Raw genomic sequence first — 25140 nt, 5'->3', positions numbered from 1 at the left:
TTATTGCTTCAAATTCCAATTACCAATATCGCTATCGGCACCTTCGCCGCCTTCTTTCCCGTCCGCACCTAAGCTATAAACATCGTAAGCATCTTCGCGACCAGGATAGTTGTATTGATATGCTCGGCCCCACGGATCAATTGGCTTCTGCCTTAAGATCGAATCGACCTGCCCGTCAAGTTTCTCCGACAGCACATCTAGCCCCTCATCACTTGTAGGGTAACGATCGTACATAGCGTAGTAGGTTTCTAACGCCTCACTAATCGAAGCGATCTCCATTTTCGCAGCATTTGTTTTTGCCTGCACCAAATAAACCCGTGTGCTCACCGTCACAACACCCGCCAGCAAACCAATGATCACCAACACAACCATCAGCTCGACTAATGAAAAACCTCTTTGATAACCATAAGTATGTGTCATTGAATGTTCTCCATTCATCATTTATTTATCCTTGATTAGAGCGTGCTGCCCATTTCCAAGATTGGCAATATCGTCGCAAACGCGATCGCACCGATCATAACCGCAAGTAATACGATTAAAATTGGTTCAAGCACCGTGGTAAACCGCGTCGCCGCAGTCGCAACCTGCCGATCATAATCCTTTGCCAAACGAGACAACATTTCCTCCAGTCGTCCGCTTTGCTGACCAAGCGCAAACACCTGCACAACCGTGGGGCTAAACGCCCCGGTTAACGCGAGCGCTTCTGCAATATCGCATCCCTCAGTCACCGCTTGCTCTGTTTCCTCCAACGCATCACGAAGTAACATATTTCGAACAGCTTCCCGCGCAAGACGAATCGCCTGCTCAAATGGAATCCCACCTCGCATTAGCGTTGCAATCACAAACGACAGTTGTACCACTGTTTGTTTACGAATCAGGTCCCCCAAAATGGGGATTCGCAAAATCAAACGGTGTATCCCATGCCGCCCACGATGAGTACGCATCATTGCAGAAAAAACAATCACCACCGAAAGGACACAACCTACAAGCAGCCACCATTGATACAAAATAAAGTCGCTAACCGCTTTTACGACCAAAGTAATCATTGGTAGGTCACGGTTTGCCTCCTCCAGCGATTCGATCAAACCCGGCACGACATATACCATCAAAAAGATGCAGACCAACACACCAATTCCCAATACAATCAATGGGTATAGCAATGCCGACAATACACGGTTCTTCAATGAAGCCGCATGTTCCTTAAAATTAGCAAGTTCTTCGAGCACTCCATCCAGATTCCCCGAATCTTCACCCACGGCAACCATACTGACTGTGATCGCGTCAAATCCACCTCTTCCCGACTGCGAATGTTCTTTCAATGCTTCACTCAGCGACACACCAGAAGCAACACGCTCACGCACCTGAAGCAATACTGTTTTAAGATGGCCATGCTGCTGAAGAATAATCGTGTCCAGCGCTTCAAGCAGTGGTGTTCCCACACCTAGAAGCGTCGAGAGCTCTCGAACAAACTCAACCAACTGCACTGACTTAATCCGACCGTACCACATACCCCTAAAATTAATGCCTAAGAAAGATGATCCTTTCATACCAATAGGCTCAACATCATGTACTACCAAGCCCTGCTCACGTAATTGATCGCGCGCCTGTCGCGCACAATCAGCGACCACCGTACCATCCAGTACATGATCATCATGATGGGTCGCTTTGTAACTATAGACCGCCATTAGCTCTCCACCGACCGCATCGTTACGCGCAACACTTCATCAACCGTGGTCACACCTTGTAATATTTGTCGTACACCCGAATCCCGTAACGGCTTCATGCCGACTGACTGAATCGCTTCCTGTTTGATCTGTGTTGCAGTCGCGCGTTGCTGAACCAGCTCACGAATAGGCTCATTCACCATCAAAAGTTCATACAAACCCACACGCCCGCGATAGCCTGTATCGCGACATGCCTCGCAACCTTTGCCAACACGAATACCTTGGGTATCAACACACGACTCATCAATCTCAAGGCGATGCAGCGAGCTAAGCACTGATGCATCATGTACTGCACATGCAGTACATATCCGTCGAACCAAACGCTGCGCCATCACACCCACCAATGAACTGGCTACCAGATAAGGTTCGATCCCAAGATCCAGCAATCGTGTCACGGCACTCGCAGCATCATTGGTATGTAATGTCGAAAACACAAGGTGGCCTGTGAGCGCTGCCTGAATCGCAAGCACTGCGGTTTCATGATCACGGATCTCTCCAACCATGACAATGTCTGGATCCTGCCTCAGAACACTACGTAAACCGCTCGCAAACGTCATCCCCTTTTTATCACTCACCTGAATCTGACTAATCCCATCAAGCTGATATTCGATCGGGTCCTCAAGCGTTAAAATGTTGAGCTGCTTACTATTAATCTCACTCAACGAAGCATACAGCGTGGTTGATTTCCCTGAGCCCGTTGGACCTGTCACCAAAATAAGTCCATGCTCTACAGCGATCAGTGAGCGGTATTCATCATAAGCTTCAGCACCCATTCCCAAATCACTGAGTGTGTACAACCGTGCACTCTTATCCAACAAACGTATCACGATACGTTCACCATGACTGCTTGGTACGGTTGAAACACGCAAATCTACAACACCATCGCCTACCTGTACTGTCGCACGTCCATCCTGTGCAAGTCGCTTCTCAGCAATGTTCATCTTCCCCATTACCTTCACACGGCTAACCATCTCCTCCAACACACTCCGCGGCAACCGATATGCATCGAACAACACACCATCAATTCGGAACCTCACCACCAACCCATCTTCATGTGGCTGCACGTGCACATCTGATGCTTCTGCCTTCACCGCTTCAAACAAGATCAAATTTACTAGCTTGATCACCGGTGCCTTTGAAGACACATCAAGTAAATCTTCTTTCGTACTTTCGCCTGCCCTCAATACTGTCCGCATCGCATCTAAATCTGAATCACTCTCGATCTTGTCGATCACTGCATCCGCCTGCCCCGTTCGCTGCTGATAAGCCTGATTGATCTTCGCCAAAATTGATGCATGCTCAAATTGCTCAATCCGCGTGTTCGACACACCAAACATTCGTCGCAAGACATCAATGACATCAGGGGATGTTTGGTCACTTACCGCAATCACTATCTCCCCTTCAACTGTTCCAACGAGCCCCATCACTCCGTGCCGTCGGGCATAACCAATTGGAATGCAGCCTATAAAACTAGCGGATACACTACACTCAGATAAAGACAATGCTGCTCCCATATCAATTTTGCTATCAAACTTCTCCGAATCTGATGAACAGGATGTATCATCGTTACCAACACTGCTCGCTTGCATCTGGATTTCTTGTTTTGTTACATTTTCAATCATAGCAAACTCACACTGTCCGGGATCACTTCATGAGAACCGGTTGGCTCGTAGGATAATCTTGATCCAATCCAGTTGTCTCAAGTCCTGCATTTGAAAAATAACGAAGATCAGAAAAGTTATCTTCTCTCAAAATGTATGGCCGAATAAAAATATACATGATCGAATCACTGCTTTTGATCTCCTTACTACCAAATAAATAATCCAGTATCGGTAGCTCACCGAGAATCGGAACCGCTTGCGTCGTATCGCTTTCATCTTCTCGGCGCATACCACCTACGATAATTGTGTAACCATTCGGCACCGTCACCTCACTACTAATCGAATTGGTTTGACGTGGTGGCGGTATACCATTTGATCCTTCACCAGAAAAGCTATTCAACGTCACTTCATACTCCAACCGGAGATGATCGCCTTCAGCAATATGAGGTTTCATACTGACCTGCGTCCCAGCTGAAACAAAACCACCGAAGCTCGTAGTCGAAACTGTGTCTGATGCATTGACGCTTGTAAAAGGTGCCTCACTGATACTCTCAATACGACCGGTGGCATTGTCATTCACAAGCAAACGTGGCATTGCAAAAACACGACCGCGACCATTAGTCTTTAACGCTTTAATGATAATATCAGCAACGTCAGTTTTAAAAACCGTACCATTGAACCCTGGGGATGATCCCAGTGACTTGGCCCCCGTACTGCTGTCTGTACTACTCAAACCAAAACTCGAGAACAGCCTCGCTTTCACATCACTCCCCATATTGATCTCACCACCAACCTCAACACCGTGCGATAAATCATTCTTATGATCAATCGTCACAATCGTGCATTCGATCAATACCTGTGGCCGTCTTACATCTAGCATCTCAATCAATTGCCGATAGATGTCCTGAACGGATTTTGGCCCCATTAATAAAATACTATTCGTATTCTTATCTGCTGTAATGGAGATATTCTCTGTTTGTGCACCAACTGGTTCTGGCTGATTAGTCGTCGCACGGGAAGATTGGCGTTCATCTAGCAGTGTGATATCAGACGGCACACCATTACTGCTAACCACAACTTCTTGAAGAATTTCTTGATCCAGCGCACGTATTGTTGCGAGCACTTCTTCTGCATCTGTGTGCTTAAGCTTATACTTCTTAATAACACGTTGCTCCTGAATCGTCTTGACATCAAACTGCTCAACAAGCTCCTGTAACCTCTCGTGTTCAGCCGTTGTTCCTATGACAAGTAAAGAAGCCGAATCATCATCCCGTATAATCTTAAAGCCGCTCTTCCCACCAGCTCGCAGATCCATCATTTCGCTAGCAATCTGCTCCATACGATCCACCTTCACATACTGAAGTGGATAAACCACAAGCTTCCTGCTAACCGCGACATCCAGTGCCGCTAGTATTTCTTTGGCACATGCCATCGCCCGATCATCCGCAATAACAATCAATTGATTTGTTCGACTATCTGGAGCAATGAAAATTGGCACCACCCCACTTCCTCCCGAACTACCCACATTTCCACTTAACTTGTACCGTTGCTGTACGAGTTGAATAATCATTTGTGAGAGCTGTGATGGATCGTGATATTTAAGCCGCATGAAAGCAATCTTCATCAGCTCCCCAGGCCGATCAAACAGAACAAGTACTTCCTCAATCTTACTCATTTGACTCTTGTAGTCTGTCACAATCAATGCGTTCTGACTTGGTACGACAATTACATTTCCTGAACTACCCATTGATTGAGACAAGAATGGCTGCACAACACTTTGTGCCTGATTCACATGAACATGATGAAGTGTTACAAACCATGTAACAACTTCATCTCCCTGTCTATTTTTATCTAAAATCGCCTCTCCACCACGCTCCGATATAGAAGTGGTGTTACTGCTCAATGATTTTGCATGAACAACACGCTTCCAGCCAACTTGATCGTCGACCAGTAGCAACCCTTTCATTTTTAACGCACTCTCTAAAATTGGCAAAAGCGATTGCTTAGGAATTCGCTTGGGCATATTGAGTGTAATACGTTTCCCACCAATCGCTTCATCATAAATCACATTGATACCAAGCTGCCGTGTCACATAGTCTGTCAAAACTTTCAACTCAACATTAGGCGCTAAATTCAGTTCCACATAATCTTGAGTTTGAGTTTGCGCAACAGCAGCTTCACGTGAATTGTCTTGACCAAAAATCGGCACGCCTAAGCATGCCCATATAGCAACGAACAAACATAGAAATTTGATACATGAATAATGTAATTTCAAAAGACCTTTACCCCTGGTATACATACAAGCACCACAGAAGCCAGCAATTGATCTTTAACAAAACCAAACAAACACCGACCACATCATACTAGTCAGCTTCAACAACTAACAAGAAGGGCAAACTTGTTCACACATGATTGTAGTAACCAAATCTATAGTTACTTTCATCATCATATTATCAAATATGATCATCTCCGCCCACAACCATACCACACAAAAAAAAATTCGCATCAATACCCCACCGGAAACATTGTATGTAAACCACGCCCTATTTAAACTTTAAGCTATTCTGTAAGTCCTCCCCTAATCTACGCTACGAGTATCACTATCTAATGTAATACAAAAACCTCTTTACTTGATTTAAAGAGCAATTTCCATACAGACATCTAGCTTTAACATCCCTTATGAACATATAGAGCTCGGATTTTAGAGCCGCAAACTTGCCAACTAGTGCAGTATATTAACTCTCACATCTTATTCACCCCCTCTTTTTTTTCTTCTTACTCCGCTTGCGGTTGATCGGGCCGTCCTTTGGACGGTCTCCGGTGAACTGAATCCCCTTCTGGGTGAACTTTTCAGGCTTCTCATACTCTGGCCCTTGATTGCGATCATCGCCCTGCCAATTGTCCTGTCCTTCAAAACGCTTCTTCTCACCACGCGTTTTTTTCTTCCTCAACTTTTTCGGCGCGCCCGGCTTCCGCATGATGAACAAATAATTAAACCCGCGTAAAAAGAAGTTCTCTTCCTCAGCAGCTGCACGATAGTTACCCATTTCAAGCGTCCGGTTATGCCGCACGACACTCACAATATCAATCGCTTCAAAACCCTTGGCCTGCATCCGTCCGAACAACTCAAAACCCAGCGCGTGAAACCCTTTTTTGTGTTCATACGAATCACTCACGTACAAACCAAGATGGCCGCCCGGCTTGAGTACCCGGTACATCTCATCAATCACTTTTTCCATCGCATCGTAATAATCGCCATTCGCAGCGCTCAGCTTCCCGATGCAACGCGGATCATCCGAATACTCCAAGTGCGTGGAATACGGCGGATCAATAAACACAAAATCAACCTTCCGGTCTTCCACCGGTAAGTCCCGCGCATCCACACGAAAAATATCATCTCGTGTCGGGTTCACGTCATAGCCCAGCGCCTTGCGTTTAAGATCACGTGCCACATCTAGTGTCGTCCCGCTGCCACAGCAGGGATCGATCACCAAGTCGCCTTCTTCGGTATATCGCTGGAGTAGATTCCAAATCACATAGCTCGGCGTTGCCCCACGGTAATTCGGATCGCCCTGCACATCATCGCCATAATGCTGCGATGGATAATCCCACAGCGTCGTCGGCTGAATACGGAGCGGTGGCTTCTTAAAAGGTGGCAGCCCACCTTGACTGCCACCGTCGCGCCCGCCCATGCGTGGCTTGTAATCGCGATTGGTCCGGTGAGAGTATCGGCTGCCTTGCCCACCGCCGCCACGTCCTCCCTGGCCTCCCCCGCTATAGCCTCCACGACCACCGCCTTGTCCGCCACGATTTGGATTACTTCGTTCATTCATGCCGCACATTCTAGTCGCCGAACCGCCAAACGCCTAAAGTGCCTGTAGAAAGGACATTTAAGCCTCAATCTTCCACATACAGCATCGCGATCTCGCATCCAGTAAAATAGTCGCCTCGTTTCCAGTCTGCCCCATTCATCCCCGCCGGTGTATCAATCCTATGGCCAACGACTCAACCAAAATCATCTACTCCATGCTCGGCGTGAGCAAAAAGTACAACAACAAAACCGTCCTCACAGACATCTCGCTCTCCTATTACTACGGCGCCAAGATCGGCGTCCTCGGACTCAACGGCTCCGGCAAGTCCTCACTCCTCCGCATCCTCGCCGGCATCGACAAAAACTTCGACGGCGAAACACAAATCACCCCCGGTTACACCGTCGGCTACCTCCCGCAGGAACCCGAACTCGATCCCAACGCCACCGTCCGCGAAACAGTTGAAGAAGCCGTCACCCACATCACCGACCTACTCAAAGAGTTCGACGAGATCTCCGAAAAATTCGCTGAGCCGATGGCCGACGACGAAATGGACAAGCTCCTCACCCGGCAAGGCGATGTGCAAGAACAACTGGACATGCTCGGCGCATGGGACCTGGACGCACGACTGGACATGGCGATGGACGCGCTGCGCTGCCCGCCGCCCGACACCAAAATCGACATCATCTCCGGCGGCGAAAAACGTCGTGTCGCACTCTGCAAACTCCTGCTCCAAAAACCCGACATCCTCCTACTGGACGAACCCACCAATCACCTCGATGCTGAAACGATCCACTGGCTGGAACAACACCTTCATCAATATGAAGGCACGGTGATCGCTGTCACGCACGACCGCTACTTCCTTGACAATGTTGCCGGCTGGATTCTCGAACTGGATCGCGGTGAAGGCATCCCGTGGAAAGGCAATTACTCGTCCTGGCTGGATCAAAAGCAAAATCGCCTTGAAATAGAGCAAAAACAAGATAAAAAACGCCAGCAAGCACTCAAGCGTGAGCTTGAATGGATCGGTAAAACCCCGCAAGGGCGGCAGGCGAAATCAAAAGCCCGGATCGCATCGTTCGATAGCTTAACCAGTAATGATGAACGTCAGCGCGCCCGTGAAGCGCAGATCTACATCCCGCCCGGACCGCGCCTCGGCGACCTTGTCATCAAAGCTGAGAACCTCACCAAAGCCTACGGGGACACGCTCCTCATCGACAACCTCTCCTTTGAACTCCCACGCGGCGGCATCGTCGGTATCGTCGGTCCCAACGGTGCCGGCAAAACCACGCTCTTCCGCATGATCACCGGCTCTGAACAGCCCGATGAAGGATCACTTACCATCGGTGAAACCGTCGCACTCGGCTATGTCGATCAAACACGCGACGACCTCGACCCCGGCAGCACCATTTGGGAGACGATTTCATCCGGTGCCGATTCGATCAAGCTCGGCGACACCGAAGTCAACTCCCGCGCCTACTGCGCACGCTTCTCCTTCACCGGCCCTGATCAACAACAAAAAGTCGGCACACTTTCAGGCGGACAACGCAACCGCGTCCACCTTGCCAATATGCTGCAAAAAGAAATGAACGTTCTGCTCCTCGACGAACCGACCAACGATCTTGATGTCAACACCATCCGCGCACTCGAAGAGGCACTGCTCTCCTTCGTCGGCTGCGCAGTGGTTGTCTCCCACGACCGCTGGTTCCTCGACCGCATCGCGACACACATCCTCGCTTTTGAAGGCAACTCAGAAATCGTCTTTTTCCCCGGGAATTACTCGGATTATGAGGCCGACTATAAACGCCGCAAAGGCCACGATGCCGACCAGCCCCACCGCGTCAAATACCGAAAACTCACCCGCGATTAATTCCGCAATTAATCGCTACAACACCTCTCCACAAGATCTATTTTCATACAACAACCAACTTCTTTAACCGAAGCTCAAACTGTATCTGTTACAATTGGCTGGATAATCTGGGAACTGACAAACATCTAATATAAACCATGCGCGCAACACCATCTAGCAATATCACTGTGCTTATCGTGACACATAACCGCCGCGAATATGTCTCTGCAGCTATCGAATCTGCACTCAATCAAACACCCAAACATGAAATCATCGTCTGGGATAATGCCTCAACTGATGACACCACCGACCATATCAAAAAGCACTATCCATCAGTTACGCTTCACGAATCCTCCGACAACATCTCTGTGCTCACTGCACGCAACCGACTCGTTGAGATGTCCACAACTCCTTATGTCTACTTTCTCGACGATGATGCTTATTTTGATGATCCCGATACCCTACAAAACACACTCGCCTACTTTGCGCATCCACGCATTGGCATTGTCGGTTTACCCATGATCGAACACAATCAATTCATCCAAGGCTCCGATGAATTGATGGCTACATCAAAACTCGAATCACTGCGTTTCCGAAATTTTTGTCTTGAATCCGCATGTCTTGCCCGCCGTGACATCTGGCTATACCTCGGCGGTTACCGCGAATCGCTAGGCTTCTACACCGAGGCCTCCGATCTCTCCATCCGCATGATTCAACTCGGTTTCGTCATCGCCTTTGCAGCTGTCACACCCCTGATCCACAACCCGCCCCCCAAACCCAAGACCGGGTTCGCCTCTCATGCCACCCGCGCCCATACGCACACTGCCAACAACATCCTCTTTACCTATCGCTACGTACCCCTGCTCCGTATTCCCATAGTCTACCTCGGGCAACTCAAAGTCATCTTCCGCCGATATGCTGAATTCAACCGCCGCCGCCTCCTACCCGTTGGCCTGTTCAACGGTATGGTCAATATTTTTAAACACCTCAACTCTCGCAACTCCCTGCCCACGCCGATTTACGTCCAATGGTGCTGTATGGACCAACCTGGCATCACCTTTGAGCATCTTGATCAAATCCTTCCTCCTTTGCCCTCTGTTCCTGATTCCCCTGCTCAATCGCAACATGATTCTCCCTCGGAGCCTCAAACAGCCGAATTTCAGCGGTAGCCCCGCTTGGGAATCCACAAAATCAGCTTTTCCTCACTGCCTGCTACACCGAGAAAACCCGACCATACTTGCCTCCCTCTCTCACCAAGATTATGATTTATCGTCTTATCCAGAACGAACTTGAGTCACAATCCTAACTCAGGGGTTATATCCATTATGAGCGAAGCCGACCACACATTGGGACAAGCCACCACCGCCGATCCCGATACCGCAGCAAAGTATTTTCAGCAAGGTCTTGCTGCCGAAAAAGATTGCCTCCGTGACGAAGCGATCAAGGCATACCAAGCCGCCTATACCGCCAACCCAGATGATGCAGAAATCTGCTTTCGTCTTGGCTACTGCCTCGACCTTGTCGGCGAGGAAGATGAAGCACTGCATCTATATGAAGAATGCATTAAGCGCGAAAAGCCTCACCTTAACGCGCTGATTAATCTTTCGATCCTCTATGAAGATCGCAACGAGCACGCCAAGTCTGAGCGATGTGTACGTCAGATTCTTGCCACCGCACCCAACCATCAACGCGGCACGCTCTACATCAAAGACATCCTCGCTTCCAAAGCGATGGTGATCGACGACGAAGCTGAAAAACGCAACGAAAAACACATGGTGCTTCTCGATACGCCTGTCACGGACTTTGAGCTTTCTGTCCGTACACGCAACGCGCTCCGCAAGATGAACATCCGCACCCTCGGCGACCTGCTCAAAGTCACCGAAGCAGAACTGCGGTCCTTCAAGAACTTCGGCGATGCATCACTCGACGAAATCAAGTCGATGCTCGCACAAAAAGGCCTTCGCCTCGGACAGTCTGTCGAGCAACATCAACAAGTCGTCAAGCAACAAGTCTACGATCAACTCGTCGACCAAGGCGGCGACAACGAGATCCTCTCTCGCTCGATCAACGAGATGAATCTTTCGGTCCGTGCTCGCAAGGCGCTGGCCCTGCTGAATGTCTCATGCATCGGCGACATCGTCCTGAAGACCGAAGCTGAACTGATGGGCGTCAAAAACTTCGGTATGACCTCACTACTTGAAATCAAAGAGAAACTCGTCGAGATGGGCCTCGGCCTCCGCACACTCGACAGCTAAGTTGTTCACAAACCAATCATCAATCAAGCTCAGGGCCTTGCCTTGGGCTTTTTTTCTTTTCTTCTCGCCCAATAGCCCATTCAAACCACTTTCAAGCCGCAAAAGTTGCCCGATTGGTCCCCTCAAACGATAATATGACAACGTCGCTAGTAGGAGTGCAACCTTGAGTAAGTCAAAAATCCTCGTCGCAGTTTCATCCCCGTGGGCAAGTGAAAAGCTCGTCGGTCCGGTCGCTGACCTTGCCTCTCGCCTCGGCTCGCAGGTCATCATCGCTCACGTTGCCACCCTGCAAGATGAAGATGAGCACGAATCCGACGCGACCAACCGCGGTGAACAAACACTCAAACTCCTTACTGAAGGACTTCAAGCGCAAGGCATTACTGCTGAGGGCATCATGCTCTTTTCCGACGATACCTCTAAAGCTATTCTCAATACTGCCCATGCTCGCAACTGCACCCTCATCCTCCTCGGCCTCACTGGCAAAGGTGTCCTCAAACGCCTTATCATCGGTGACGTCCCCGGCAATCTCATACGTCAAACCGACCTCCCCGTCATGCTCCTGCCCGCGAACTGGAACGGCAATATCTAAATCCCTCACCTAATCTAACCAGCGATTAGACGGCCAACCTCAATCTTCTTCAAGCCAACCGCGCAGCATCGGTTGATTTGTTTAATAGCTTTAACATATCATCCCACTGGGAAACACCAAGTTTCTCAACAAAGCCTTTCTGTGCAGCTTCCCAATATGGGATCGCCAGCGTAATACGTTCTTCACCTTCGGGCGTGAGCCGTACCATTTTAGAACGCCCCCCTTGATCGCTGTCTTCCTTGACGAGCAGGCCGTCTTCTTCCAGCGGCCGCAGGTTACGCATCAGCGTGGTCCGATCCATCACCAGCGCTCGCGCCAGTGCGCTCACACCCACTGGTTCATACAGATGCACCGCAACTAAAATCACAAACTGTGTCGAGCGCAATCCGGCAGGCTGCAGGCTTTGATCATAAAGCTGTGTCACCGCACGTGATACTTTTCGGAAGTGAAAACACGCACAAACCCCTGCGGCTTCAGTGCATTTCGCTGTTAATACTTTGCGTTTCTTGTCTGTTGCCATCGCCACAGTATACGATCATCGCCCGCTCTTGCATCACAGCATCGTGATACTTTTTACATCTCACCGCAAGAAACATTCAAAAACAGGCGCGTGTATTTACACAGGCGCCCGTCAATCCCAATCTTAACCGCGGCGTCGTGGCCGCAGGCCAAACATGAGTCCCATCCCCATCACAGCTATACTTGTAGGTTCTGGCACATTAAAACCAAAATCATCAATCGCACTCCGGCCCACGGAATCGTCATTGGTTAATGACAAACCCCCAATGAACGTGCTAGGACCGGCTGCCTTCACCACATAGCGCACCCAGTCATTACTCAGACCAATCTGATTCTTATTAGTACCGTGGTTCGAATCGCCAGCTAATAACAGACCTGTCAATGCATCATAAACCTCAACATCAACATTGATCGCTTGCGATGAAGTATCCAGAAACTGAATCACACCGTTTGGATCTGTCGCGCTGAGCAAGCGATCACGTGCAACGAATTGCACTAGCGTGGCCCCCTGACTGAGCGATACCGAACCATCCACGTTGTCTTCCTCAACCCAGAACGATCGAGCATCTTGGAAGTACAGCGGACCATCTGGCCGCACACCGATATGCCCACTGAACGTCGCGCTCAAACTACCATCATTAATCGTAGCGGATGAATTATTGCCGCTCGTACCGCCAAAATCAGTAAAGAAGTCCAACGAGCCGTTGGGCTGTAGTGCCGCCATGCTCTCACCGCTGCCCAATACAAGCCCACCGCTCAATACCACCATCGCGGCAATCCTCTGTGTGGTCGTTATTATTTTCACGTACATCTCTCCCGTCTTTCTGTCTCTCCGATGAGAAACACAACCTCGTTTTTCAGAACTATCGCTCAGCGAGGTCAAAGCGATAGCAGTCGCCGCACACTGCAGCAGATTGAGATTTAAGATGTTCACCACAATGAAAAATAAGAACTCGATTGAGCCTTAATCTGCACACACGCTATGCCACAGAACGTGCATATGCACTGTTAGTTACTATAAAACGTTTGGCTTTATTCCCAAGAGAGGGAAAGCACCTAATACTTTAAGTTGAAATCAATCTCTGCTTCTCTATTTTAACTTCCAGCACAATCCAGTGAATTGATCTTGCATCCATTCACACCTTGCACTTAAATGATGATCGTATTGCAGCTTGTATTGAAGCAACGCGGGCAATGTGTTTACAGATCGATCGACTTTATAGGAAATCATCATGTCATATCTGCGCCTGCTCTGCCCCGCCATCATTGCTACCACATGCATGCTTATTACAACCCCGACGCAAGCTGTTGTGCTTTACGACGCTTCACTCGGTACCGACATGGGCTCCGTCTTCCCAGCGGCTAACCAGGGCTGGCGACTCGGCCTTTCACCATTCCTTGGCACATCATCCTCAGTCACCACCAACACAACGCACACACTAATCGACACCTCTACTGTCCGTAGTGATAAACTCGGCTACTTCTCAGAAGACCCCACTGGTACCATCGCCACGCCTTCCATCGCACCCACACTGGATGCCTCCACAGGCTACACACTACGTTTCAAACTTCGCATCGTCAGTGAATCTCACACCGCCGCCAACACGCGTGCCGGCTTCTCCGTTATTGCAGTTTCGTCTGATACATCAAAAGCACTCGAGCTCGGTTTCTGGACAGACACCATCTTCGCCTACTCAGACGATGGACCAGATGCTGACAATGCTCCTGATTTCCTCCCCGAAGAATCCGTCAACTTTGACACCACCGCCCTTAACCTCACCAACAACTACATCACCTATGACCTCGCTGTTCTTGGCTCGTCCTACAACCTCTTCGCAGATAACACTAACATTCTTTCAGGTTCACTCCGTGATTACAGTACCTTCGCCGGCTCACCCAATCCATACGCGTTTGACTCCTTCCTATTCTTCGGCGACGACACTTCTTCTGCCGATGCAATCACCGAACTCGCCTACGTCGAAGTCCTCCCCGTAGCTATCCCCGAACCAGGCACAGCACTTCTCATGCTCATCGCAACTATCCCGCTATATCTATATCGCAGACAATCGAAACAAAACATCTAACTGTCTGCAATCACTTCACCATCAAAATTACGCAACCTTAAACAACAAAATACATCTATCCTGCGCTTAGAGATTCTCAAGTTTTCTTTATGATATGAAGCGTACATACCGCAATTGTAGATAACGAAAAAGCTTCACTTCCACCCCGCTACTTGATACATTAATGATAGAGCGTACGGGGTCTTAATAGCAGAGATAAACCCCCGGGCTGAAAGCGAAATGCTTTCAATATTCCTTGCCCCATACACCGCCTGCCCCGTCCCTAATGCACATATCACTCCGCATAATAGGGGCGGGGCACCTTTATCAATATCATTCGTTGATGACGAACATTGCAGTCATATCCGCCGCTGCTAAACTCCACACATGCCACCCCGTTCAAAACAAAAACCCCTCACACAAAAAATCCTCCCTAAGCGTACCCGACTTAAACTCGCGCACCTCTTCACTCTCATCATTTTCGCGTTACAAACCTGGTTGTTACTCACCCTCTATTTTACGACATCTGATCCACCACCACGCCTGCACCTCTTCGAACTTATCTGGGCGCTCATGCACCGCCCCGCTTTTTATCCGCTTGTGATCCTCATCCTTGCCGCACCGCCACTGACCTTCATTGCCTTTAAGATCAGACCCCGCACGCCCATCTACCATCCACGCAACCACCGCACCTGGTTATTCATCATTTGGGCGACCACCTTCAGCGTCCTCTTCATCTACTTCCCTCATCGGATTGATCTGATGCTCCGTATCCTAGCCGGCCAATACCTCTCTACCTGACTCGCCACTCAACCACACCGAACCTATAATATTGATATGCCTACCTACGTTTACCAAGTCATTCTCGATGGCGACGAGCCGGGACAGATTTTTGAAGTCACGCAGCGCATGTCTGACGACCCGCTCACCCATCATCCCACCACCGGTCAACCGGTCAAGCGCATCCCTCAAGCCCCCGCCATTGTCGGTGATCATACCGAAGCACGTGCGGCCAAAAATCTCTCCGACGACAAGCTCGGCAAACTCGGCTTCACCAAATACGTCAAAACCGACACCGGCAAGTACGAAAAAACAGCCGGCAAAGGCCCGGACAAAATCAATCGCAAGACCGACTAATCTACCACCAAGATCATGCAACATTTCTTTGTACCCTACACGCCACTAGCTATGACTCGCGGATACATCTGAAAACCCCATCAACACAATCACTCCTATCACAATTAATCCCATCCCGACCATCCCCATCACATCGATTCTTTGCTTAAAAAACAACAACCCCACGACTGATACTAGCACGATTCCCACCGCACTCCAGATCGCATACGCCACGCCCACTTTCATGGTTTTGAGCGTCAACGACAAACAATAAAACGCCACACCATACCCAAGTAAAACCGCCACACTCGGCCAAACCTTTGTAAACCCCTCGCTCATTTTCAAGGTGCTTGTTGCTAATACCTCAAACAGAATCGCAATCAGCAAATACACATAACCCATAGCCATCTCCTTTCTCCGTGTATTCTACCACTCTTCCCTACCCACCTTTCATTCCTCTATAATCAGCCTAGCCTCAAAGGATTCCCATGAGTAAAACATTTTCCCCCGCCAACCTCGCGTTGATCTTCATCACCTTCCTTGCTGGCTATAGCCTTATTCAGCAATCCCTCGCCTACCTCACTTTCACAAATATGGACCACTGGCCATCCACCTCCGCCACCCTTGCGCAAGCCACATACACCACAACCCAAAACACGACGCGCATCCAATACACCCTCAATATCCAATACACTTACCAAGTCGATGGTTCCACCTACACCAGCTCTCAATACTCCCCTAAGACCGCCCACGTCTGCTATGACGAAACAGAAATACAAACGCTCATCGCCGACCTCAAATCGCAATCACCGCTCACCATTTACTACGACCCCGCCGATCCATCACTTGCCCTGATCAGCAAAGACTGGAACCCCGCAGAGCGTTTGCTGAACTTCGCCCTCATCGCGATCATCCCTCTCGTCTGCCTCTTCTTCCTCATCAAAAACATCAGAAAAACCGATGATGACTCCCCCACTTCTTACCCCAATCAATCCACCCTCCCCCAACCATCACTTTCACAACATTAACCAACATATCCACGAAAAAACCCGCCTCTTTCAAAACGGGTTTCTCTAGCATTCACATTTGCATCAAACCATTTATGCCGTTGCCGTTGCAGGCTCAACGCGCTGTACACTCTCGACATTTGCCTTACGCGCTGGCTCCTCAACATCTACCGGCACATGGTCAATGATATTCTCACCCTCACGCACCAAGCGAGCCGAGTTGAACACGACAATGATCGAACTCACTCCGTGCATGATCGCTGCCACCAACGGCGAGATCACATCTTTCAATCCGAAAAGCAATGCCACCATCGCCAGAATGTAAATCAGCGTACCGATCAAGTTCTGACGAATCACCGTCACTGTCCGCTTACTCAAACGGATTAAGAACGGGATGCGGTTCAGGTTGTTGTTCATCAGCGCAATCGTGGCGGTATGGATCGCAACGTCGGAACCAGCTGCGCCCATGGCGATTGAGACATCACCTGCTGCTAGGGCTGGCCCGTCGTTCACACCGTCACCAATCACCGCGACCTTGTGACCTTTGCTCTTGAGCATCTTCACAAGTTCAAGCTTGTCGCCCGGAAGCGCCTCTGCCTCGAAGTCCGTCAAGTGAAGCTCTTGCGCCACACGCAGCGCTGGGCTACGCCGGTCGCCGGTGATCATCACGCGCCGCTTCACACCTTCAATCTCCAGTTCATCCATCGCATCCGCAGCACCCGCGCGAACTTTGTCTTCCAAGCCAACCCACCCGATCAACTTGCCGTCACGTGCCACAAACAGAAGGCTCAAGCCTTCGCTGCCGGCCATGTCTAACCCACTGATAGACACGCCTTCATCTTCAAGGAATGCCTGCCGGCCCACAATCACTTGCGCCCCCTCGATCACGCACTTCACCCCGCGGCCAGCCACTTCTTCAAAGCTCTCACTCGGCTTCACCGTTAGCTTCGCTTTTTTACCCATTGCCACAACCGCTTTTGCCACAGGGTGCTTCGAGTTGTGCTCAGCTGCTACACATGTTTGAAGCAGATCGGCACCGCCCACACCTTCCACCGGCGTCAGCTTCGTCACTTCCAACTCGCCCACCGTCAGCGTACCCGTCTTGTCAAACACGATCGCGCTGATCTGCTTGGCCACCTCGAGGTCCGACACTGTTTTCACATACACACCCAAACGCGATGCACTCGATAGCGACGCAACCATCGCAGTTGGTGCGGCCAAGATGATCGCACACGGACATGCAATCAGCAGCAACGTAATACACGTATCAATATCACCCGTGAAGTACCACACAATCGCGGCGATCATCAATACCACCGGCGTGTAATACCCTGCATACTTATCAAGCAGTCGCACTACCACGGGCTTGGTTGCCGCGGCTTGCGTAATCAAACTCTGCACCTTGCCCAGTGTTGAATCTTTGCCCGCACGGGTGATCTCAATTTCAAGAATCCCAGTCTCATTGATCGTGCCGCTGAACGCTTCATCATCTACACTTTTTTCAACCGGCACGCTCTCACCAGTAATGTTCGCCTGATTGATCGCGCTCATCCCCTTGCGGATCACGCCGTCACCGGGAATCTTGTCACCAGGGCGCACGACCACCACATCGCCCGGCACCAGCTTCGCAGCATCAATCTCTTCCTCAACGCCATCCTTCAGCAGATGCGCGCGTGTTGGCGTAATGCGAATCAAACTTTCAATCGTTTGCTGTGCGCCCACAGCTGTGCGGTGTTCGATGAAGGATGCGATCAACATAAAGAACGCCACCGCACCACACTCCAGATATTGACCATCAGCAAATGCGGCGATCACCGCAAGCGCCACCAACTCCTCCATGTGCGCGCCGTCATGGGAATGCTCATGTTCGTGATCATGATCACACTTATCGCCCTTGCCGTGGCTATGCGGACACTTGCCGGTCAGCATCGCCTTGGCGGCATCCCAAACAATCGGACCACCTAGCAAGATCGACGCGATCATCGCCAATACGTCTGTCTGAAAACTAGTATCAAAGAACCACTGCGCGATCGCTGCGGTGATCAGCATCGTCCCGCCGAACAGCACCAGCTTGATCTTAAAATCAACCTGATTCTCTGCGAGGATCGGCTTCTCACCGTGATCATGATCACAGCCGTGCCCGCAATCTTCACCATGCTTATGTTCGTGTTCATCGTGCCCAGATAATTCCGTCTGAGCGCCTGCGACCTGCGTCATGAAAGACTCCTTCGAACCAATTGGCCTACCGGCCGAGATGTCCTTGCCCACCACCCTCAAGCGGTACCGCGACCCCAATCAATACCCGCTGTCCGGGTTATTACGCCCGATCTCCCCCACCGGTTCCACCAGATTGTCACAAAGCACAAATTATAATCATTTCTCGCAGCGGTGCGCCTAACTCTCTTCTGAACAGATATTTCACCATCTTTTTCCCACCCTTCGCGCCACCAAGCAAGCCTCCTCGTAATTCATAAAAATCACCAGCAAGACCTAGGCCAAACCCCATTGAGGACGCATGAGGTATATTCTAAAGTTACTGGCCTGTATTTGCGACATTTCAAGCAACCTCGCCGTGGGCAAAAGGCCCTTAAACTCACCAGAACGCATCCATTACGAGGGATCAAACATGTCATTCAACCATAAGTGGGCACTCGCTGCCGTCGCGGCAGCATGCTTGGTAACACCTCAGTTTTCGCAGGCCGCCACACAAACCGTCACCGGCGGCGCGTTTGACAGCCTCGACGACGAGATAGCCACCTATTATCTCACAACCAGCACCGGCTCGACCGGTGGTGTCTTCATGCATAGCAACCAAATCACGGGCCTGGATAAGTTTGACCCCTCACTCGGCACGCTCACCGATGTCACCATCACTGTCAGCTATGAGTTCCAATACGCCATCTACCTGGAGACCTACTCCGTTACTCCACCGGCTAATCCAGGCGATCCAAATCCCTACAATGTCTCGGTGAACGCGCCAGACCTCGCCATCTTCATCGGTGTTACCTCATCTTCTACACCCGGTATCGCAGTCATCAACAGCGCTTTGCTCGGCCCACTCGACCTTTTCATTGACGACACCTACGGCCCGTAGGCGGCAGCGAAGCCGACTCATTCGACAACCTCGGATCCCCTGAAGGGGTGACCGATGAATCGCTCACCTCTATCCCCCTGTTCAATCTCAACGACTTCATCGGCACCGGCGAAGTTACCGTGCTCGGTGCTTATATCGGTATCCCCGCTGACGTGGATTTCACTTCCTCGAATGTGGATGAAGCCGAAGCTTCTGTCGAAGCAAGCCTCTACCAATATGGCCCGATCTCGCTGACCTACACCTACACCCCCATCCCTGAACCCGCGTCCATGCTCCTGCTTTCACTCGGCCTTATCCCGTTTGCGACACGTAAACACACCAGAGGCTGAGCCAACCTAAAACATTCAATTGCACATCAAGCCGTGGCACTAAGCTGCGGCTTTTTTACTCACTCATCGCCACTATCACTTCATCGCTTTTCCCATTCGCCCGCCTGAAACACTGCACGGATCGAGTTATCCACATCCGCCACGGCCTTGCCATACAAAAGATTTGACCATAGCGCACGATCACGATACCATTTTTGCTGTTGAGATTCAATCTCATTTACGAGGCTAATGAGCGCCCAATAACAATTACGGCCACTCTTTGAGATTTTATCGTTAGCGTCCGTGACTGATCGGACTGCTTCACCCCCGTTTCTGGAAGGAGAGACGATCATGCATGAAACCATACGAAAAAAGCTAACCTTGATTTTGACAGCTGGCGCGGCGATGGCATTGACCATCACCACTGCATCAGCGACGCCGACCGCTTTTGTCGGCCCAGACCACTGGTCGATCGGCGATGCAGGCTCAACCTACCAAGAATGGGATACATTCACTTCCACAACCAGTAGCGCGCCTGATGTCGGCTACAACAATGCCGGCAATACCACCGCACCTATAACGACAAACACTGCTGTAGAGAAACAGGCAACGGCCCCCCCCGGCCCCGGCCCAAGTGTTGCTGGATCTGGTAACTATTACAGCTTCGCAAGCGATTACAACGTCATCGCCAGTATCACCAACGCCACCGGTTCAGGAAGTGGTACACACGTGATCATGCAGGTTGCGGCGCAAAACTCCGCCACAAGCATCGCCATTCTCGATGATCTGGGCAATGCCATCGCAGGTATTGTCAATCTTCGCAGCGACAATATGGCACAAGTTTTCCAGTACAACTTTACCCCACCCCCCCCGGCACCACAGATCCCGGTCCCCATTTATCACTACGAAGACATTCATGAATTTTACCTACCGAACTTCACGGGTGATTTTCAGATTGTTGCCGCATACGACGTGCATACCTCATTCGATGCCCTCCGTGTCGATACAAAACTCACCGACACCGCTTTCGGCATCACCGCCATCCCGGAACCCGCAGCAGCTTCATTGCTCCTCTTCGGATCAATGCTAATGCTCGGCAAACGTAGATCAGTCTAAGGGAGTGGAAGGGGCGGTCGCTCGTCGGCCGCCTCTCCTTTTTTTCCTGATTCATTGGGATTCATGGATCAAACTGTCAACACGAGTGAGACGCGAATGGTCGGTATCCAGGCCACCGACCATTCCTCTCCTATTTCTCAACTGTAAAGCCAACTGCCATGAAGCGCCAACACACCGCGTTTACACTCATCGAACTGCTCGTGGTCATTAGCATCATCGCACTATTGATCGCAATTCTTCTACCTGCGTTGTCACAGGCCAGAATTGCCGCCAGGGCCGTCAAGAACAAAAGCAATCTGCGTCAAATCCTGACCGCTTCACATATGTATTCTCATGACTACAACGGCCATATCCTCTACGGATATGTCCCCGCCAATGTTTACGGCAAAGATATCGAAGTCATCTCACATGGCTCAACAATCTCCGGCGTCATGATCGCACGTTATCCATGGCGGCTTTCAACCTATTTCTCAAATATCTGGGAAGTCATTTTTGATCACACCACACCACCTGATACTTCCTCTACTTATAGTATCAGCCTCTCTCCTGGATTTGCCCCAAACTCCGTCTATGTCGGTGGACATGTCTCCCCCTTCTATCAAGGCTTTGTCCCCTCAGGGACAACTTGGGTACCTAACGTCAACCAGCATATCGTCTTCAAACAAGCCGAAGTCAAAAAACCTTCTTCCCTGATTGCCTTCACCGAAGTGCAACAGATTTCTGGCGGATGGATCAACGAAGACAGTGGCTATTTCTGGTCTACCCCGCCTTATGCCGACGGCCAAAAATGGAATGTAGTCAATAACGAAATCAATATTGTCAACACAAGCATCGGCATGGGCCTCCCCAAAGGACGCTACTTCAATGCCACAAACACCGGCTTTCTTGACGCACATGTCGAATCACTCCGACCCGATGAGCTAGTAGACATGCACCTTTGGTATCAAGATGCAAGATACGCAACCGATGATTTTATTAACCCTTAAGATTGCCCCCTTAAGCTGTCAGTGACAATAAACCTTACTTCAGGAGCATCTCGTGATGAATCATCCGATTAAAGCCATGCTCACACTTCCACTCCTCGCCACCCTTGTGCTTTCCGTGGTTTACGCCGCCACTGCCGGCGCAAACATAGAACGCACCATCGCCACATCACCCTCTCAAACCGCGATCGTTCTCATCGGCCGTGGCGAGCCGCCTCATGATTTTCCCAAAAAGGAACTTCACCAAGCCAGACATGCGCTTAATCAGATGGCGAGCCACGCACACGAAATCAAAAACAAGAATCTCGCACTGAAGCTGCTTAACTGGCCGGTGACCCGCGAGAATAACCCGTACTACTTCGGCGTAAAGGATTTTGCTACAGAACTGGAGCTTGAGACCAATTGTCCTGTTTTCTTCGGTTTTAATGAGTTCTGTAGCCCCACCACCACCCATGCGATTCAATCTGCAATCGATGCCGGGCTCACCAACCTCGTGGTCATCTCCACCATGATGACACCACCAAACGATAACCACGCCGAACACAACATCCTAAGCGCGATGAAGCATGCACAAACAAGCCTCCCCAACGTCGAAATGACCTATGCATGGTCATCTCCAGCACGAGGGGGCGCAATATTGCTCCGCGATCAAGTCAAAAAAGCTTTGAAGAAATAACCTTCAGCACACAAACATTTCAACTTTGGTTTTCCCAATCCAGCAGACTGGCTCGCTCCGTGTCGTGAGTCAGTCTCTTTATTATGCGCACCTAAAACCCTCACAACCGTCAACACCCCACTTCAAAAACTCGAAAGCTCAAAATCACAAACATAATCCTTGCATTACCGAACATTAATCACTAAATACCTACTAAGCCACACGATCTTGCCAGTCCACTCGAGGGGTTCATCCATCAACATGACGACAGTCGCAACCACACAATCAACTTCCTACTCCTGCACCATTTGCAACAACGATATGCAACCTTGGCTAAACATCCCAGGCGATTTCAGACGGCCTGACATCAAGGACACCTACCCACTCTACTGGTGCAACACCTGCAATTTCGGCCAGCTCAAACCCACACCCACACCAGATCAAATATCTACCTTCTACCAGCTTCCGGAATACTGCACCCACACCGATGCCCGCAATCAAACACGACCGCACACATACCTACAAAAACTCCGCGCTCACCTCGCTTGGCGATTGGACCAAAGCAGTGAAATGTATGTTCCACGATTCAGAGAATTCGCTAAACAAGGCATCTCAAGCTGCTGCGATATCGGATGCGGTGGCGGCAAATCACTCCGGCGTATGAAAGAAGCCGGAATCACTGATCTCGTCGGCGTTGAACCCGACCCCGAAGCCATCAAAAACGCACAAAGCCACGGCTTCACTATCTACCAAGGAACCGCTGAAAATCTCCCCACTGAAGCGCTCGCACGCAAATTCGATCTCGTACTCATCACTCACGTCCTAGAACACACCACTGCCCCTGTCATCGCCATCCGAAACCTTCTCAAACTCGTCAACTCCGGTGGCAAACTCATCGTTGAAATACCCAACAACCTCAACGCCGGTTGTAAGCAAGATGCTCGGGCTTGGCCTTGGCTCGACGTACCAAGACACCTCAATTTCTTCTCCGCCCAAAGCCTCATAGCCCTATGCGAAAAAAGTGGGTGGAAAGTTCAATCCACCGAATATCGTGGCTACTGCAGGCAGTTCGAACCAACTTGGTTCGATTTTGAAGATCAAATCAATCGACAACAAAACACCATGCTGAACAAAAAACCAAAATCCAATCTCAGCATGGAACTATCCCGCTGGCGTCGATTTGTTCGCACCGCTTTCGCCTCTTCTGATCTGAAATATGACTCAGTCCGCGTGATCGCAACCAAGCCTTAACCATTTTTACTGCTTCGCTTCAATCAGTGCGATTAAACAATACGCGGTCACCAGATTCTGATCGCCTTCCATCCATCTATCTGCATCATTTGACCATGAACCGTCCGCAGCTTGCTTTGCTACGATTGCGTCAATCAGATCATTCTGCCAATCACGCATCACCACAGCATTACCGCGTTGCGTCGGCAACATCGATTCTCCCCATGCACTGAGCGCCCGCCCTGCTGTCATCAAGTAGTAGTACAACCCTTGCTTCTCTGCCCCTTTCGGCATTCCCGGATTCACATCAAAACCATAGTTCCCGCAAATCCAACCATAAGCCGCCTGTACGCGCGGGTCATTCTTCTTCAGCCCTGCATATAACATCGATTTGAACCCTGCATAAGTCATCGAGCCATACGTCCGCAAACCGCTCACCGGTTTGCCCGCCAGCGCTTCATCCTTACCCTCCGGCGAAGCCTGACTTTGTGCCACGCCGATATGATCTTTGTTGATGCTGGTAGCATAAATGAATCCGCCATCCTGTGTGATTTCACCCTTAGAAAACAGATCATTCTGCTCCACTCCCTGACAACGACTAATGAAAACAAGCGCACGTTCATACGCTGGGTCATCCACGCTCAAACCTGTATCGTGCAACGCTTGAATCATAAATTGCGTGTTGGATAGATCTGGACGACCATGCTTGCCATACCCTGCCCCACCATAATACGCATGCTTCGAGTCAATCACATTCCCATTAGGATCTTTCTGCCCCACCCATTGCAAACCTGTTAAGTATTGCTGTCCCTTGGTAATTGCTTGCGTCACATCGGTGCGTCCTTTAATCTTCGATAGAGCAGACAAACAGATTGCTGTGTTATAGTTCTCTAAAAAACCTTCGGAAATAGAACCGTCGGATCGCACCTTAGACATCACATATTCCAACGCCCGCGCCACTATCGGCGTCTCCAAAGACACATCTTCCGTCTCCAACAAGCTGCCCATGATCATTGCGGTAATGGCCGGCCCCGGCTGCGGTGTCCATGCACCATCATCTTGTTGTGATGCTTCCAAAAACTTGATCGCCTTCGCAATCGCATCGTCTGCTTTCTTCTGATGAGCTGCATCCACGGCATATAACTGAAACCCACCGAGCAAACTCAGCATGCAAACCAAAACCAACATCACACCAATACGATCATGCTTCATATCATTCATC

The 25140-nt window shown here is 50.1% G+C and carries 24 protein-coding genes; 14 read left to right on the top strand and 10 right to left on the bottom strand.

Going from position 1 to position 25140, the window contains the following annotated elements:
- The 5 genes from gspG to ACQ6WK_RS05770 all read right to left on the bottom strand — a co-directional run bounded on the left by gspG (position 1) and on the right by ACQ6WK_RS05770 (position 7158).
- Positions 1–441, bottom strand: coding sequence for a type II secretion system major pseudopilin GspG (gspG, locus tag ACQ6WK_RS05790; RefSeq protein WP_432799799.1), 441 nt, complete (start codon positions 439–441; stop codon positions 1–3).
- A 14-nt stretch (positions 442–455) separates the two neighbouring features.
- Positions 456–1685: a type II secretion system F family protein gene (locus tag ACQ6WK_RS05785; protein ID WP_432799798.1), complete on the bottom strand. Its 1230-nt coding sequence runs from the start codon at positions 1683–1685 to the stop codon at positions 456–458.
- Entirely contained in the window at positions 1685–3346 is a 1662-nt protein-coding gene (locus ACQ6WK_RS05780; protein WP_432799797.1) for a GspE/PulE family protein, read from the bottom strand. Before ACQ6WK_RS05780 ends, ACQ6WK_RS05785 begins: the two co-directional genes overlap by 1 nt.
- 22 nt (positions 3347–3368) lie before the next feature.
- Positions 3369–5534: a secretin N-terminal domain-containing protein gene (locus ACQ6WK_RS05775; protein WP_432799796.1), complete on the bottom strand. Its 2166-nt coding sequence runs from the start codon at positions 5532–5534 to the stop codon at positions 3369–3371.
- 544 nt (positions 5535–6078) lie between these two features.
- Entirely contained in the window at positions 6079–7158 is a 1080-nt protein-coding gene (locus ACQ6WK_RS05770; protein WP_432799795.1) for a DNA methyltransferase, read from the bottom strand.
- A 160-nt stretch (positions 7159–7318) separates the two neighbouring features.
- On the opposite strand from ACQ6WK_RS05770, the gene ettA reads away from it, so the two are divergent.
- The 4 genes from ettA to ACQ6WK_RS05750 all read left to right on the top strand — a co-directional run bounded on the left by ettA (position 7319) and on the right by ACQ6WK_RS05750 (position 11827).
- Positions 7319–9004, top strand: a complete 1686-nt coding sequence (gene ettA, locus ACQ6WK_RS05765) for an energy-dependent translational throttle protein EttA (protein WP_432799794.1) — start codon at positions 7319–7321, stop codon at positions 9002–9004.
- A gap of 137 nt (positions 9005–9141) precedes the next feature.
- Positions 9142–10152, top strand: a complete 1011-nt coding sequence (locus tag ACQ6WK_RS05760; RefSeq protein WP_432799793.1) for a glycosyltransferase family 2 protein — start codon at positions 9142–9144, stop codon at positions 10150–10152.
- A gap of 156 nt (positions 10153–10308) precedes the next feature.
- A complete protein-coding gene (locus ACQ6WK_RS05755) occupies positions 10309–11238 on the top strand; it encodes a DNA-directed RNA polymerase subunit alpha C-terminal domain-containing protein (RefSeq protein WP_432799792.1) in 930 nt (309 codons plus the stop codon).
- 163 nt (positions 11239–11401) lie between these two features.
- Entirely contained in the window at positions 11402–11827 is a 426-nt protein-coding gene (locus tag ACQ6WK_RS05750; RefSeq protein ID WP_432799791.1) for a universal stress protein, read from the top strand.
- A 49-nt stretch (positions 11828–11876) separates the two neighbouring features.
- Here the strand turns inward: ACQ6WK_RS05750 and ACQ6WK_RS05745 are convergent, their stop codons facing one another.
- Positions 11877–12347: a MarR family winged helix-turn-helix transcriptional regulator gene (locus ACQ6WK_RS05745; RefSeq protein ID WP_432800379.1), complete on the bottom strand. Its 471-nt coding sequence runs from the start codon at positions 12345–12347 to the stop codon at positions 11877–11879.
- A gap of 123 nt (positions 12348–12470) precedes the next feature.
- Positions 12471–13151 (bottom strand): PEP-CTERM sorting domain-containing protein, encoded by a 681-nt coding sequence (locus ACQ6WK_RS05740; RefSeq protein WP_432799790.1) that lies wholly within the window; start codon positions 13149–13151, stop codon positions 12471–12473.
- A 427-nt stretch (positions 13152–13578) separates the two neighbouring features.
- Between ACQ6WK_RS05740 and ACQ6WK_RS05735 the strand changes: the two genes are divergently transcribed.
- The 3 genes from ACQ6WK_RS05735 to ACQ6WK_RS05725 all read left to right on the top strand — a co-directional run bounded on the left by ACQ6WK_RS05735 (position 13579) and on the right by ACQ6WK_RS05725 (position 15546).
- Positions 13579–14430, top strand: coding sequence for a choice-of-anchor Y domain-containing protein (locus tag ACQ6WK_RS05735; RefSeq protein ID WP_432799789.1), 852 nt, complete (start codon positions 13579–13581; stop codon positions 14428–14430).
- Between the two features lie 366 nt (positions 14431–14796).
- Positions 14797–15210, top strand: a complete 414-nt coding sequence (locus ACQ6WK_RS05730; RefSeq protein WP_432799788.1) for a hypothetical protein — start codon at positions 14797–14799, stop codon at positions 15208–15210.
- Positions 15211–15246: 36 nt separating this feature from the next.
- Positions 15247–15546, top strand: a complete 300-nt coding sequence (locus tag ACQ6WK_RS05725; RefSeq protein ID WP_432799787.1) for an FmdB family zinc ribbon protein — start codon at positions 15247–15249, stop codon at positions 15544–15546.
- A 45-nt stretch (positions 15547–15591) separates the two neighbouring features.
- Here the strand turns inward: ACQ6WK_RS05725 and ACQ6WK_RS05720 are convergent, their stop codons facing one another.
- The gene (locus ACQ6WK_RS05720; RefSeq protein ID WP_432800378.1) at positions 15592–15927 is read right to left on the bottom strand and encodes a DMT family transporter; all 336 of its coding nucleotides are present in this window, start codon (positions 15925–15927) and stop codon (positions 15592–15594) included.
- A gap of 86 nt (positions 15928–16013) precedes the next feature.
- Between ACQ6WK_RS05720 and ACQ6WK_RS05715 the strand changes: the two genes are divergently transcribed.
- Complete coding sequence (locus ACQ6WK_RS05715; protein ID WP_432799786.1) at positions 16014–16553, top strand: DUF3592 domain-containing protein; 540 nt, start codon at positions 16014–16016, stop codon at positions 16551–16553.
- Positions 16554–16625: 72 nt separating this feature from the next.
- On the opposite strand, the gene ACQ6WK_RS05710 is transcribed toward ACQ6WK_RS05715, so the two are convergent.
- Entirely contained in the window at positions 16626–18749 is a 2124-nt protein-coding gene (locus ACQ6WK_RS05710) for a heavy metal translocating P-type ATPase (protein WP_432799785.1), read from the bottom strand.
- Positions 18750–19158: 409 nt separating this feature from the next.
- On the opposite strand from ACQ6WK_RS05710, the gene ACQ6WK_RS05705 reads away from it, so the two are divergent.
- The 6 genes from ACQ6WK_RS05705 to ACQ6WK_RS05680 all read left to right on the top strand — a co-directional run bounded on the left by ACQ6WK_RS05705 (position 19159) and on the right by ACQ6WK_RS05680 (position 23939).
- A complete protein-coding gene (locus ACQ6WK_RS05705) occupies positions 19159–19626 on the top strand; it encodes a choice-of-anchor E domain-containing protein (protein ID WP_432799784.1) in 468 nt (155 codons plus the stop codon).
- Positions 19627–19673: 47 nt separating this feature from the next.
- Positions 19674–19955, top strand: coding sequence for a PEP-CTERM sorting domain-containing protein (locus tag ACQ6WK_RS05700; RefSeq protein ID WP_432799783.1), 282 nt, complete (start codon positions 19674–19676; stop codon positions 19953–19955).
- Between the two features lie 330 nt (positions 19956–20285).
- Positions 20286–21050, top strand: coding sequence for a hypothetical protein (locus ACQ6WK_RS05695; RefSeq protein WP_432799782.1), 765 nt, complete (start codon positions 20286–20288; stop codon positions 21048–21050).
- A 158-nt stretch (positions 21051–21208) separates the two neighbouring features.
- The gene (locus ACQ6WK_RS05690; RefSeq protein WP_432799781.1) at positions 21209–22036 is read left to right on the top strand and encodes a type II secretion system protein; all 828 of its coding nucleotides are present in this window, start codon (positions 21209–21211) and stop codon (positions 22034–22036) included.
- A 55-nt stretch (positions 22037–22091) separates the two neighbouring features.
- The gene (locus ACQ6WK_RS05685) at positions 22092–22709 is read left to right on the top strand and encodes a CbiX/SirB N-terminal domain-containing protein (protein WP_432799780.1); all 618 of its coding nucleotides are present in this window, start codon (positions 22092–22094) and stop codon (positions 22707–22709) included.
- Positions 22710–22949: 240 nt separating this feature from the next.
- Entirely contained in the window at positions 22950–23939 is a 990-nt protein-coding gene (locus tag ACQ6WK_RS05680) for a class I SAM-dependent methyltransferase (protein WP_432799779.1), read from the top strand.
- Positions 23940–23945: 6 nt separating this feature from the next.
- On the opposite strand, the gene ACQ6WK_RS05675 is transcribed toward ACQ6WK_RS05680, so the two are convergent.
- Positions 23946–25139, bottom strand: coding sequence for a prenyltransferase/squalene oxidase repeat-containing protein (locus ACQ6WK_RS05675; RefSeq protein ID WP_432799778.1), 1194 nt, complete (start codon positions 25137–25139; stop codon positions 23946–23948).
- Position 25140 lies beyond the last annotated feature (1 nt).

Origin of the sequence: Poriferisphaera sp. WC338 (assembly GCF_050931845.1) — a bacterium.
GTDB lineage: Bacteria > Planctomycetota > Phycisphaerae > Phycisphaerales > Phycisphaeraceae > Poriferisphaera.
Note: the sequence above shows the minus strand (reverse complement) of the source record. Positions and strands in the feature narration are given on the sequence as shown.